Source organism: Avibacterium sp. 21-599, assembly GCF_026226765.1.
GTDB lineage: Bacteria > Pseudomonadota > Gammaproteobacteria > Enterobacterales > Pasteurellaceae > Avibacterium.
The window spans coordinates 96,368-109,319 of the sequence record NZ_JAKKOB010000002.1 but is presented as its reverse complement, the minus strand read 5'-3'; the positions used below and the strand labels follow the sequence as shown (position 1 = coordinate 109,319).

At 36.8% G+C, this 12,952-nt stretch carries 13 protein-coding genes and 2 pseudogenes; 8 read left to right on the top strand and 7 right to left on the bottom strand.

Annotation, left to right across the window (positions count from 1 at the left end; genetic code table 11):
* Positions 1-147: 147 nt before the first annotated feature.
* Positions 148-612: pseudogene (tnpA, locus tag L5B83_RS10480) on the top strand (IS200/IS605 family transposase).
* A 225-nt stretch (positions 613-837) separates the two neighbouring features.
* On the opposite strand, the gene glmS reads toward tnpA, so the two are convergent.
* From glmS to wbaP, 7 genes are all read right to left on the bottom strand, one after another.
* Positions 838-2,670, bottom strand: coding sequence for a glutamine--fructose-6-phosphate transaminase (isomerizing) (glmS, locus tag L5B83_RS10475; protein WP_265778483.1), 1,833 nt, complete (start codon positions 2,668-2,670; stop codon positions 838-840).
* 50 nt (positions 2,671-2,720) lie between these two features.
* Positions 2,721-3,503, bottom strand: a complete 783-nt coding sequence (locus L5B83_RS10470; RefSeq protein ID WP_250351159.1) for a DeoR/GlpR family DNA-binding transcription regulator — start codon at positions 3,501-3,503, stop codon at positions 2,721-2,723.
* 156 nt (positions 3,504-3,659) lie between these two features.
* Complete coding sequence (locus L5B83_RS10465; protein WP_265778482.1) at positions 3,660-3,932, bottom strand: HU family DNA-binding protein; 273 nt, start codon at positions 3,930-3,932, stop codon at positions 3,660-3,662.
* A 151-nt stretch (positions 3,933-4,083) separates the two neighbouring features.
* On the bottom strand, positions 4,084-4,674 hold the full coding sequence (locus L5B83_RS10460; RefSeq protein WP_265778481.1) for a YjaG family protein: 591 nt from the start codon (positions 4,672-4,674) through the stop codon (positions 4,084-4,086).
* Positions 4,667-5,749 carry a uroporphyrinogen decarboxylase gene (gene hemE, locus L5B83_RS10455; RefSeq protein WP_265778480.1) on the bottom strand — a complete coding sequence of 361 codons (1,083 nt, stop codon included), beginning with the start codon at positions 5,747-5,749 and terminating at the stop codon, positions 4,667-4,669. The genes L5B83_RS10460 and hemE overlap by 8 nt, the downstream gene beginning before the upstream one ends.
* Before the next feature lie 11 nt (positions 5,750-5,760).
* Entirely contained in the window at positions 5,761-6,561 is an 801-nt protein-coding gene (gene nudC, locus L5B83_RS10450) for an NAD(+) diphosphatase (RefSeq protein ID WP_442780649.1), read from the bottom strand.
* A 106-nt stretch (positions 6,562-6,667) separates the two neighbouring features.
* Positions 6,668-8,107, bottom strand: a complete 1,440-nt coding sequence (gene wbaP / locus L5B83_RS10445; protein WP_265778478.1) for an undecaprenyl-phosphate galactose phosphotransferase WbaP — start codon at positions 8,105-8,107, stop codon at positions 6,668-6,670.
* A gap of 143 nt (positions 8,108-8,250) precedes the next feature.
* On the opposite strand from wbaP, the gene L5B83_RS12490 reads away from it, so the two are divergent.
* From L5B83_RS12490 to L5B83_RS10410, 7 genes and pseudogenes are all read left to right on the top strand, one after another.
* On the top strand, positions 8,251-8,454 hold the full coding sequence (locus L5B83_RS12490; protein WP_442780641.1) for a helix-turn-helix domain-containing protein: 204 nt from the start codon (positions 8,251-8,253) through the stop codon (positions 8,452-8,454).
* Positions 8,455-8,616, top strand: a pseudogene (locus L5B83_RS10435) (IS30 family transposase); the annotation flags it as partial.
* A gap of 128 nt (positions 8,617-8,744) precedes the next feature.
* Positions 8,745-9,812: a dTDP-glucose 4,6-dehydratase gene (gene rfbB, locus L5B83_RS10430; protein ID WP_265778477.1), complete on the top strand. Its 1,068-nt coding sequence runs from the start codon at positions 8,745-8,747 to the stop codon at positions 9,810-9,812.
* 12 nt (positions 9,813-9,824) lie between these two features.
* The gene (gene rfbA, locus L5B83_RS10425; RefSeq protein ID WP_265778476.1) at positions 9,825-10,694 is read left to right on the top strand and encodes a glucose-1-phosphate thymidylyltransferase RfbA; all 870 of its coding nucleotides are present in this window, start codon (positions 9,825-9,827) and stop codon (positions 10,692-10,694) included.
* Between the two features lie 2 nt (positions 10,695-10,696).
* Positions 10,697-11,578, top strand: coding sequence for a dTDP-4-dehydrorhamnose reductase (gene rfbD / locus L5B83_RS10420; protein WP_265778475.1), 882 nt, complete (start codon positions 10,697-10,699; stop codon positions 11,576-11,578).
* Between the two features lie 19 nt (positions 11,579-11,597).
* Positions 11,598-12,143, top strand: coding sequence for a dTDP-4-dehydrorhamnose 3,5-epimerase (gene rfbC, locus L5B83_RS10415; RefSeq protein ID WP_265778474.1), 546 nt, complete (start codon positions 11,598-11,600; stop codon positions 12,141-12,143).
* A gap of 14 nt (positions 12,144-12,157) precedes the next feature.
* Positions 12,158-12,946 (top strand): ABC transporter permease, encoded by a 789-nt coding sequence (locus L5B83_RS10410; protein WP_265778473.1) that lies wholly within the window; start codon positions 12,158-12,160, stop codon positions 12,944-12,946.
* Positions 12,947-12,952 lie beyond the last annotated feature (6 nt).

The following is a 12,952-nucleotide window of genomic DNA, read 5'->3' as shown; positions in this document are numbered from 1 at the left end:
CTTTTTTATTATAGCCAGCCAAAGGCTGGCTATAAAAACCATACGCTATGCGTATGGTGTTAAAGAGCTTAAGCGATGAAAAGAAAAATCCTCACTATATAATGAACAAGGCTGACAACCAAAATTCAACATATAGGAGGATAGCTCATAGCAAATAAAGCGAATGACGATTCAAGTTTATCACACGCAAAGTGGAACGGTAAGTATCACCTAGTATTTATACCTAAATACAGACGGAAAGCTATTTTCGGTAAGCTAAGAACAGATATAAGGCGTATTTTAAGGCGTTTATGTGATTATAAAGGCGTAGAAATTGTAGAAGCTCATGCGATGAAAGATCATATCCATATACCTGTAAAAATACCACCGAAATTAGCAGTTTCAAGTTTTATGGGATATTTGAAAGGAAAATCATCATTGATGCTTTTTGAAAAGCATGCAAATCTAAAATATAAATATGGCAATAGACACTTTTGGGCAAAAGGCTATTATGTAAGTACGGTGGGCTTAAATGCCAAGGTGGTATAGGATATATACGTAATCAAGAAAAAGAAGATATAGTACAAGATAATTTAAATACGAAAGAATATGTGGGGGCCCTTTAAGGGGTAACCAAAGTAATCTCTAAACACGGTTGTCGGTCTTTCACACATCCCTTGAGGGATGTGTGAAGTAAAGGTGCTTATAGGGTAGCCTCAAAACCGCATGTTTCACATGCGGATTGTTATTTGCCAAATTTTAGCGTTACCTATACGGTAAATTTAATAAAAATAAAGTGCGGTGTAAATTAGTCTATATATTACCTTTTAGGTACAATTTTAACCGCACTTTCCAAACTTATTCCACTGTAACCGCTTTAGCAAGATTACGAGGTTGATCCACATCAGTGCCTTTAATTAAGGCAATGTGGTAAGAAAGGAGTTGTAACGGCACAGTGTAAAAAATGGGTGCAGTAACTTCATCAACTTTCGGCAATACGATCGTTTTAAAGCCTTCGCCATCGCTGAAACCCGCATCGTGATCTGCGAAAATATAAAGCTGACCACCACGAGCGCGAACTTCCTCAATATTTGATTTTACTTTTTCCAGTAAATCATTTTCTGGCGCAACCACAATCACAGGCATATCGCTATCAATTAAGGCTAATGGCCCGTGTTTTAATTCTCCTGCTGCATAGGCCTCTGCGTGAATATAAGAAATTTCTTTCAATTTCAATGCAGATTCCATTGCAATTGGGTAAAACTCACCACGTCCTAAGAATAATGTATGATGTTTTTCAGCAAAATCTTCAGAGAGTTTTTCAATCTGTTTATCAAAAACTAGCGCACTTTCAATTTGCGCTGGTAAGCGTTGTAAAGCCTGTACGATATGATGTTCTTGTTCTTCACTCACAGTGCCTTTTAAACGCCCAATTGCTGCATTTAATAATAATAAGCAAGTTAATTGCGTGGTAAATGCTTTGGTGGATGCCACACCAATTTCTACCCCCGCACGAGTCATAAAGGCAAAATCAGATTCACGTACTAATGAAGAGCTTGCAACGTTACAGATGGTCATTGCTGTCATATAACCCGATTCTTTCGCTAAACGTAATGCAGCTAAAGTATCTGCCGTTTCTCCTGATTGTGAAAGGGTAATTAATAAACTGTTTGGACGTGTTACAAATTTGCGATAGCGGAATTCCGAAGCAATTTCCACATCACAGCTCACCCCAGCAATAGATTCAAACCAGTAGCGCGCAACCATACCTGCATTATACGACGTACCACAGGCAACAATTTGAATATGTTCCACTTTTTTCAAGATTTCTGCGGCATTAGGGCCAATGGCATCAATATTCACTTTACCATTGACGATGCGGCCATCTAAGGTATTCATAATTGCAACAGGCTGTTCAAAAATTTCTTTTTGCATATAATGGCGATATTGTCCTTTATCTGCCGCATCCGCTTCAAAATGTCCTTCGTGTACTTCACGCTCAACGGCATTACCTTGCGCATCAAAAATTTGCACATCTCGGCGAGAAATTTCAGCAACATCCCCTTCTTCTAAGTAAATAAAACGACGTGTAACACTTAAGAGGGCAAGCGGATCAGAGGCAAGGAAATTTTCTCCCACACCTAAGCCGATAACTAATGGGCTACCAGAACGAGCGACAACAAGATGTTCAGGTTCATCTTGGTGCATCGCAACCATCCCATAAGCGCCGCGCAATTGTGCCACGGTTTTTTGCACGGCGTCTAATAATGAGCTAGCAGTGCGATATTCCCATTCTACTAGGTGTGCAATAACTTCTGTATCGGTTTGAGAAAGAAATACATAACCGCGTTTTTGCAATTCTTCACGCAATTCTTCGTAATTTTCAATAATACCATTATGTACAATAGCAATTTTACCAGAGCGATGTGGGTGAGCATTGGCTTCTGAAGGCTCACCGTGGGTAGCCCAACGTGTATGTGCAATCCCTGTTCCGCCTAAAATGGGGTTCGCTTCAATCGCTTCATCCAGCGCATTGACTTTCCCTACTCGGCGAACAATTTGCATATTATGATCTGCATCTAATACCGCCACACCCGCGGAATCATAACCACGGTATTCCAAACGATGTAATCCATCAACCAGAATTTCTGCTACATCACGTTGTGCTACTGCACCAACAATTCCACACATAAAATGTCCTTTGTTTCAATGTTAAAAAAATAATAAAAAATACTTAAAATTTAGACCGCACTTGCACAAATAACCTCTACGCCTTGTGCTTCGATTTGCTGTCTAATGTCTTCTGCCAACAAATCATCTGTGACTAATACATCAATTTGTTGCCAGGTTAATTCGATATTTGGCATTTTTCTGCCAATTTTTTGTGATTCCACCATAACGATAACTTCACGGGAAACATCCGCCATAACACGACTTAAATCCACTAATTCATTAAATGTCGTGGTACCGCGTTCAAGATCAATGCCATCTGCACCAATAAAGAGCTGATCAAAATTGTATGAACGTAACACCTGTGCGGCAACTTGCCCTTGAAAAGATTCAGAACGGGTATCCCAAGTCCCCCCTGTCATCAATAGCGTTGGTTCATTTTCTAAAGCACGCAACTGCGTGGCGACGGAAAGCGAGTTGGTCATCACGACCAAACCTTGCTTCTTATTGAGCTGATTGATCAATGCAGCGGTTGTGTTACCGCTATCAATAATGATGCGATTATGATCGGCAATCCGTTCTGCCGCTTTTTTTGCAATCGCTAACTTTCGTTTTGAAAGATGCTCATCTTGGTTTTCATCCAGCAATTCTTGCGGCATTAAAATCGCCCCACCATAACGGCGTACTAATACCCCATTTGCCTCAAGCGCGGTTAAATCTTTGCGAATAGTCACTTCTGAGGTGTCAAATAATTGCACAAGTTGCTCTACACTAACTTCACCTTGGCTTTGTAATAACTGTACAATGCGATGACGGCGTTGCTGGGTATTTCTTGGCTGAATGTTTCGTTTCATAATATTTGATTAGATTTAAATTTCGGTTCGGAATATTATAGAAAGAAAAGGAAAATGTAAATAGAAAATTGGTTAAAATAGAGAAGAAGGCTATTTATCAAGTAGCATAAATAAAAAACCCTGCATTACACAGGGTCAGAAAAATAAAGACAATAATTATTTAATTGCGTCTTTTAAACCTTTACCAGCAACGAAAGCAGGCACTTTAGACGCAGCAATTTGGATTTCGGCACCCGTTTGTGGATTGCGACCAGTACGTGCTTTACGCTCATTCACTTTAAATGTACCAAAGCCGATTAATTGAACTGGCTGGCCTGCTTTTAAGCTCCCTGCGATAGCATCTAAAGTTGCTTCTAATGCAGCTTTAGCTTGTTTTTTATTTAATGCTGCTGCACTTGCAATTGCATCAATTAAGTCCGTTTTATTCATAAATTAGTACCTTCTCTATTTTTGATTAAATTAAGCGTGTTAGGATGCGCTTAACGACTATAGTAAATACTGCATTAACAGCGCGATAAAGGATAGATCAACTTCAATATAAAGCAAAGCAATAAATCGCAAAAATGTAACCTAAATCACATTATTGGTTAAATTCTATACCGATATTTGAAATCCCTTCTACTCGAATTTCATTTTTAAGGGCTAAAATCAAGGAAATATCACGCTCTTCGCTCTCTCGGAGCGTACGGTAGATCTGCCATTGTACATCTAGTTCTTGCTCAATTTCTTCACTTGCTTTGAGTTCTTGCTCGGATAATTCCCGATCTAAATGCATTTCCAATAATCCAGTAACAGTTTGCAAAGAAATCAAACTCACTTGCACCGCGTGTTCTAAGGTTTCTCCCGCAATGAGGCTGTGTAATAATTCAGAAAGCGCCTCGCACGCATTAATCGCGGGCACTACACCATAAAAGTCGTAATTATTTACATCTGGGATAATCGCCTCAAACTTTTCTAACTGATTATCAAAATTGATGTTTGCCCCTTTCACGGTTAAATATTCCCAGGTTAAATTCAGAATATTTTGATAAATTCGACTTTGCTCAGGCAGTTCCGTTACTTGGCAAAAGAGCTGAAAATTCGGCAACATTCGTTCACATAGGCACGCCATAAAAGTGATATGCTGCCAACTTGCTAAATGTTCTAAGCGTTTATGAATAGGATTACGCATTGTTTGCCCTTATTTTATGATAAGACTGAGAATAATGATGAATCGCATCAACGAAAATCTTCGGGCTGATTTCAGGTACATCTTGATGAATACCGTGACCAAGATTAAAGATATGCCCGCTTCCTTCACCAAAATCCGCCAAAATTGACCGCACTTCTTGTTCAATACGTTCAGGAGAAGCATAAAGCACGGAAGGATCCATATTACCTTGTAGTGCCACTTTATGCCCGATACGCTTTTTCGCCTCTGCGAGATCCACGGTCCAATCCAAACCAACTGCATCGCAACCTGTGTTCGCGATATGTTCTAACCACAATCCGCCACCTTTGGTGAATAAGGTAACTGGTACTTTGCGTCCATCATAATGACGAATGAGGTTTTCCACAATTTTTCGCATATATTGTAGCGAACATTCAAGATATTCACGATGCGCTAGCACACCGCCCCAAGTGTCAAAAATCATCACCGATTGCGCCCCTGCTTTAATTTGCGCATTGAGATAAAGGGCAACGGAATCCGCTAATTTGTCGAGTAATAAATGCAAGGTTTTTGGATCGCTATAAAGCATTTTCTTAATTTTCGTGAAAGCCTTGCTGCTACCACCTTCCACCATATAAGTCGCAAGCGTCCAAGGACTGCCAGAAAATCCAATTAACGGCACTTCGCCTTTGAGTTCACGGCGAATAGTTCGCACTGCATTCATCACATATTGCAATTCTTGTTCAGGATCAGGAATCAGCAAATTTTCCACCGCACTTCTATTTTCTATTGGATGGGCAAATTTCGGTCCTTCCCCAGCCCCAAAGCTCAAACCTAGCCCCATTGCATCTGGAATAGTGAGAATATCAGAAAACAAAATTGCAGCGTCCAAATTATAACGGCGTAAAGGTTGTAGCGTAACCTCACAAGCCAGCTCGGCATTACGACAAAGGGACATAAAATCCCCTGCTTGCGCACGTGTGGCTTTATATTCTGGTAAATAACGCCCTGCTTGACGCATCATCCATACTGGGGTCATATCCACTGGTTCACGCAGAAGCGCACGTAAATAACGATCATTTTTTAATTCAGACATCTTAACTTCCTTTATTTTTCTACCGCACTTTTATCATCAGCGGCACAAAGTGCCAGTGTGGCATTAATTAATTTCAACGCAATAGTGCCTTGTGGTGGCAAATTTGGCAAGGCTTTATCATAATCGAACCACTGTGCATCTTGAATCTCTGTCTCTTGCACACGAATCTCCCCCGAAACATAATCAGCTAAAAACCCCACCATTTGAGAATTAGGAAATGCCCAAGGCTGGCTACCAAAATAGCGAATATTTTTCACCTTGATTCCCGTTTCTTCAAACACTTCACGTTTTACCGTTTGCTCAAAACTCTCCCCCGCTTCCACAAAGCCCGCCAAGGTTGTGTACATTTTTTCTTGTTGATGACGCTGATGATTAGCGAGCAAAATCTGCTTACCACGGCGAACTGCCACGATAATTGAAGGGCAAATCACAGGATAAGTGCGGTAAGAACAGGCGGAGTTTTCACATTGCACCGCCAATTCGTCTTTCACCATTGCCATTTTCGTCCCACATTTCCCACAAAAGCGGTGAGTTTTTAGGAAATGGTTAATTTCCACACCACGATTGAGCAAATTAAATTGTGTTTCAGGCAAATACAGTAAACTGCGCAAAGACGTGTAAGTTCGTAAATCTTCCTGTTCTGCAACAAGCCAAAGTGGTTGATCATTCCAACGCCCAATTTCCATTGCTAAAAGCCCCGTTAATTGAAATTCTTCCGCCTTGCCCTCAGGTAATTTTTGATTTACCAGAAAAATATTTGATCCTTGGGTTAAAAGCCAAGCGCCTTGTGTTGTTGCAGCAATAGGTTGCATAGAAAAATTCATAAAAACTCACCGCACTTTTGTTTTACTCATTTAAGAATTGAGCTATTTTACAGGGTTACTCTGATTTCGCTATAAAAAATATTTCCCTACAGTATTAATAAGCACCCGTTTTTTCAAATACAACTCTTGCTGTTTTAAATAAAATTGTGATGTCATTCCAAATTGACCAATTTCTAACATACCACGCATCGTAATAAACTCGTGTGGAATAATCAATATTATTCCTCCCACTAATTTGCCACAATCCCGTCATTCCTGGACGAGTCATTAAATAATAATCTAACTCATCTCTATATCTTATTAATTCTTGACGAACAATTGGACGAGGGCCAACTAAACTCATATCCCCTTTAAGCACATTAAATAACTGTGGTAATTCATCTAAACTTGTTTTACGCAGAAAATGACCTATTTTAGTAATTCTAGGATCATTTTTTAATTTAAAATCTTTTTCCCATTCAGCCTTTGCTTCAGGATCGTTTTTTAATAAGCTACGCAACACTTCATCTGAATTAAGAACCATCGTTCTAAATTTTAAACAACCAAAAACTTTTTTATTCATTCCAACACGTTTATGTGCATAGATTGCTTTCCCACCATCTTTCGCCACAAGATAATATAACCATAATAAAAAGGGTGAAAGTACAATAATTAAGGCTAAAGAAATAAAAATATCCATTGCTCTTTTTAATATTCTAGAACTACGCTTAGCTAGCCTATTCTGTACCCGTAACAGCATAACTTCGTGGCTAAAAATAAAGGAAACATCCGTATTATACAACGGCAATCCCTTTAAACTAGGCACAATAGAAATAGCTCTACAATGATGTTTTGCTAGCAACTTTACCCAGTAATCTAGCTCATCAGTTTGATTGTCTTCTAATGCTAAAATGAATTGAGCATTATCTTTATCTACTAAAGAAAATAAATTATCCCTATCAGGAAATAAAATAGGAATATTTAAATTTTTTAAATACGCATTAGAAACATTTTCAGATTGAGTATTCACATCAAGAAAATACACCACATCAAGCCCTAAGAAAAACTCACTCTTGATAGCTTGATAAGCCTCCAAGGCATTTGCATTCGCACCAATAATGATCGTTTTCTTTCTATACTTCCCATTTTTTATTAAAACAAACTTTACTATAAAACGAACTAGTGGAAATAATAAAAATATGTTACTCCACATTAATATAAAGAAGGTACGGGAAAAAGTAAGCTTTAAGAATGCAATAAAAGATAATTCAATAATACAAAATAAAAATAATGTATATATTATCTCTCTTAACTCAACCCAGAATGTTTTTCGATAGGTATAATGTCTTAATTTTAGCCAAAACCATAAAATACAGAAATAGGATAAAACTAGATGCAACAAAATTTGCTTATATATAGGATAGCTTGGAATTAGTGAAGTTATATTAGGGTAAAAAATATTAACTGAATATAACACAAGCAGAAAAGGAATAAAAATAGAACAAAAATCAAGCAGTGAAAAGGCCGATTTATCGTAAAAAAATTTTTTTTGCATTAACAGATTCCTCAATTCTATGAAGTGGGTATATATTATTGTATAAAACTTGAATTTACAATCTAATTGCAACAAATAAAAAAGTGTTCATAAGGAAATCAACGATAATTTGTTTAGCACAACAAAATCACTGATGAGAACTTATGAACACCTACAAACATCTTACCCTTTATGAATGCGAAAAGATAATGGTTTTTCACGCATTAGGCAAAACGATTACACAAATTGCCCAGCAATTATATCGACATAAATCAACCATTTCACGAGAATTAAGACATTGCTATAGGAAGCTAGGGGGAATATGCTGTATTATCAGCACAACAACACTATTACCTCATCAGCCTTGACAAAGAGGAACAAATGAAAACTAGAATGATTTACTGAGGGAGTATTTTCTAAAAGATGAAGACATTACGTTATTTTCGGCAGCTCAAATACAAGCAGCGGTTGATAAATTAAAGCACCGACCATGCAAATTTTTAAACTGGAAAACGCCTTATGAAGTTTAGTTTGATAAAGTGTTACAGTTAGTTTGACAATTTACGGGTAAAAAAGATTATCAGTCCCATAATTGAGCATTATGGACATTTATATAAATATCTAATATAATGACCATAAAAATCTTAATGGTATTAATATGAAAATTTTAGTTACTGGAGGTGCTGGATTTATTGGTTCAGCACTTGTTCGTTATATTATAAGAGATACATCACATAGTATTATTAATATAGATAAGCTTACTTATGCTGGAAATCTTGAATCGCTTGAGGAGATCTCAAGTAATGCCCGCTATACTTTTGAGCAAGTTGATATTTGTGATTCTATCTCATTGCAAAATGTTTTACAAAAGCATCAGCCTGATGCAGTAATGCATTTAGCGGCAGAAAGTCATGTTGATCGATCCATTGATGGTCCAGCCGCTTTTATTGAAACAAACATTGTTGGCACTTACACTTTGCTAGAGGCGGTAAGACAATACTGGTCAGAAATGCCCGCAAACAAGAAGCAAAATTTTCGTTTTCATCATATCTCTACAGATGAAGTGTATGGTGATTTGCATAATATAGATGAATTATTTACAGAAACAACGCCTTATGCACCAAGTAGTCCATATTCAGCATCAAAAGCCTCAAGCGATCATTTAGTGCGAGCTTGGCATCGCACATTTGGGTTGCCTACAATTATAACCAATTGTTCGAATAACTATGGTCCCTATCATTTTCCAGAAAAACTGATTCCTTTGATTATTCTGAATGCCCTAGATGGTAAACCATTACCTGTTTATGGTGATGGTCAACAAATCCGAGATTGGCTATTTGTTGAAGATCACGCCCGTGCGCTCTATAAAGTTGTTACAAAAGGCCAAATTGGAGAAACCTATAATATTGGTGGGCATAATGAAAAAACTAATTTAGAGGTTGTTAAAACTATCTGTGAATTATTAGAGGAACTTGCACCGAATAAACCCAAAGGGGTAAATAATTATTCTGATTTAATTACCTTTGTGAAAGATCGACCTGGACATGATTTACGTTATGCCATTGATGCTAGCAAAATAGGAAAAGAGCTAGGCTGGTATCCTGAAGAAACCTTCGATACAGGCTTGCGTAAAACAGTAGAATGGTATCTCAATAATTCTAAATGGTGGAAACGAGTCTTAGATGGTTCTTATAATTTAGAACGTTTAGGTTCCAAAAGTTTATAAGAGTAAAAATAGATGAAAGGAATTATTTTAGCAGGCGGATCTGGTACGCGTCTCTATCCTATTACGCGCGGTGTGTCAAAACAGTTATTACCTGTTTATGATAAACCAATGATTTACTATCCTCTCTCTGTGCTAATGCTAGCAGGAATTAGAGATATTCTAATTATCACGACACCTGAAGATAACGAAAGCTTTAAACGACTTTTGAGTGACGGGAGTGATTTTGGGATAAAGCTTAAATATGCAGTACAACCTAGTCCAGATGGATTGGCACAAGCCTTTCTAATTGGAGAAGAATTTATAGGTAATGATCGCTGCTGCTTAGTTTTAGGTGATAATATCTTCTATGGTCAACATTTCAGCCAACTACTTTCTCAGGCAAGAGAACAGCAATCTGGTGCAACGGTATTCGGTTATCAAGTCAAAGACCCCGAGCGTTTTGGGGTTGTGGAATTTGATAAAGATTTCAAAGCATTGTCAATAGAAGAAAAGCCAGAACATCCAAAATCCAATTGGGCAGTAACTGGACTTTATTTTTATGATAATCGTGTTGTGGATTTTGCAAAACAAATTAAGCCTTCTGCGAGAGGGGAGTTAGAAATTACAACATTAAATCAAATGTACTTGGAAGATGGTTCATTAACAGTGCAGCTATTAGGTCGTGGATTCGCTTGGCTAGATACGGGTACATATGAGAGCCTACATGAGGCGTCGTCCTTCGTCCGTACAATTGAGAATATTCAAGCACTACAAGTTGCTTGCTTAGAAGAAATCGCTTGGCGCAATGGTTGGCTAACAACCGAGCAATTAATTCAACTTGCCACCCCGATGAAAAAAAATCGTTATGGTCAATATTTGTTACATTTAGCTGGAGAGCAATAATCATGCCTCGGATTCTAGTTACTGGAAGCAATGGACAAGTAGGTCAATGCTTAGTTGAACGATTGAAAGATAAAGTAGATTTACTTGCACTTGATCGTGATCAGCTAGATATAACCGATATAAAAGCGGTAAATCATACAATCAAACAATTTAGACCGGATGTTGTGATTAATGCAGCTGCATATACTGCAGTGGATAAAGCCGAATCTGATCAAGAGACAGCTAAATCAATTAATGTTGATGGAGTAAAAAATCTAGCTATTGCTTGCGAAGAAATATCTGCTGCTTTATTACATATTTCTACAGATTATGTTTTTGATGGAAATAAAAACCTTGCGAATATATATACTGAAGAAGATCCGGTAAATCCCCAAAGTGTCTATGGTGAAACAAAATTACAAGGCGAAATAGTCGCCCAAAAATATTGCCAAAAAACAATTATTTTACGAACCGCTTGGGTTTTTTGTGAATATGGTAATAACTTTGTTAAAACGATGCTTCGTTTAGCCAAAACACGTAATGATTTAAGTATTGTATCCGATCAATTTGGCTCACCAACATATGCTGGAGATATCGCCAATGCACTGATCAAAATTGCGGATACTATTATTGCTGAAAAAAGCATTTCTTACGGTATTTACCATTTCTCAGGTTATCCCTATGTAAATTGGTTTGAATTTGCTCAAGCTATCTTTAATAATGCAAATCAGGACGGTCTGTTAGACGTTATGCCTAATCTTAAAGCTATTGATACACTAAGTTACCCAACTGCGGCAAAACGCCCAGCAAATTCGAAACTAAGCCATACAAAAATAAGAAATGCATTTAATATATATCCAAGTAACTGGCAAGATGCATTAAAAAATATAAGAGCATATATTTAATTGAAAACAGGACATTATAATGAAGATTATTGACACAACTATTCCTGATGTAAAAATTCTAGAACCCCAAGTTTTTGGTGACGAACGTGGTTTCTTTATGGAGACCTTTCGCCAGCAATGGTTTAAAGAAAATGTGTGCAATCGAACTTTTGTACAAGAAAACCATTCAAAATCTACTAAAGGTGTATTAAGAGGGTTGCATTATCAAATAGAAAACGCTCAAGGAAAGCTAGTAAGAGTGATTTCGGGAGCAGTTTTTGATGTTGCAGTGGATCTCCGTAAAAATTCACCAACTTTTGGTAAATGGGTAGGGGAAATTTTATCAACTGAAAACAAGAGACAATTATGGGTGCCTGAAGGATTTGCCCATGGTTTTTATGTTTTGAGTGATGAAGCAGAGTTTGTGTATAAATGTACTGACTATTATAATCCTAAAGATGAGCATTCTTTAATTTGGAATGATCCTACTATAGGCATTGAATGGCCCATAATTGGAGAACCTAATTTATCAAATAAAGATTTAAATGGGAAAAACTTCACAGAAGCAGTATTATTCACACTATAAATATGGAAGATAATATGCATATTTCTAAAAAAGTACTAACTGAAATGTTACACTATAGAGAGTTACTTAGACAATTAATTCTGAAAGATATAAAGCTAAAATATCGTCGTAGCTATCTAGGATACTTATGGAGCATATTAAATCCTCTGTTAATGATGTTAATCCTAGTTACAGTTTTCTCTAACTTATTCAGATTTGATATTCCAAATTTTTCAGTATATGTTCTCTCTGGGCAGGTTATTTTTAATTTCTTTGCTGAAGCAACTTCGATGTCAGTCAGTTCTATTATTTCTAATGCATCTTTATTGAAAAAGACTTATGTACCTAAGTACATATTTACTATTTCAAAAGTATCAAGCTCATTAGTAAACCTAATTTTCTCAATGATTGCCTTAGCTTTAGTAATGATTGTAACTAATGTAGTTCCAACTTTAAATATATTACTATTTCCTATAGTCTTTTTAGAAATATACATATTCTGTTTAGGATTGGGATTACTATTAGCTTCACTATCTGTTTTCTTTAGAGATATACAGTATCTATGGGGCGTATTTATTTCTATATGGATGTACTTAAGTCCAATCATTTACCCGGTAAATATAATACCGTTGGAATATAGATGGTACTATGAAAACTTGAATCCTATGTATATTTACATAACTCAATTTCGTGAAATCATTCTATATGGAGAAAGTATTAATCTTGAATCTATATTTCAAGGAAGTTTTTATGCAATTGCAATTCTAATCATAGGAATTTATATATTTTTCACCAAACAAAAACAATTTATTTTATACATATAAATAACA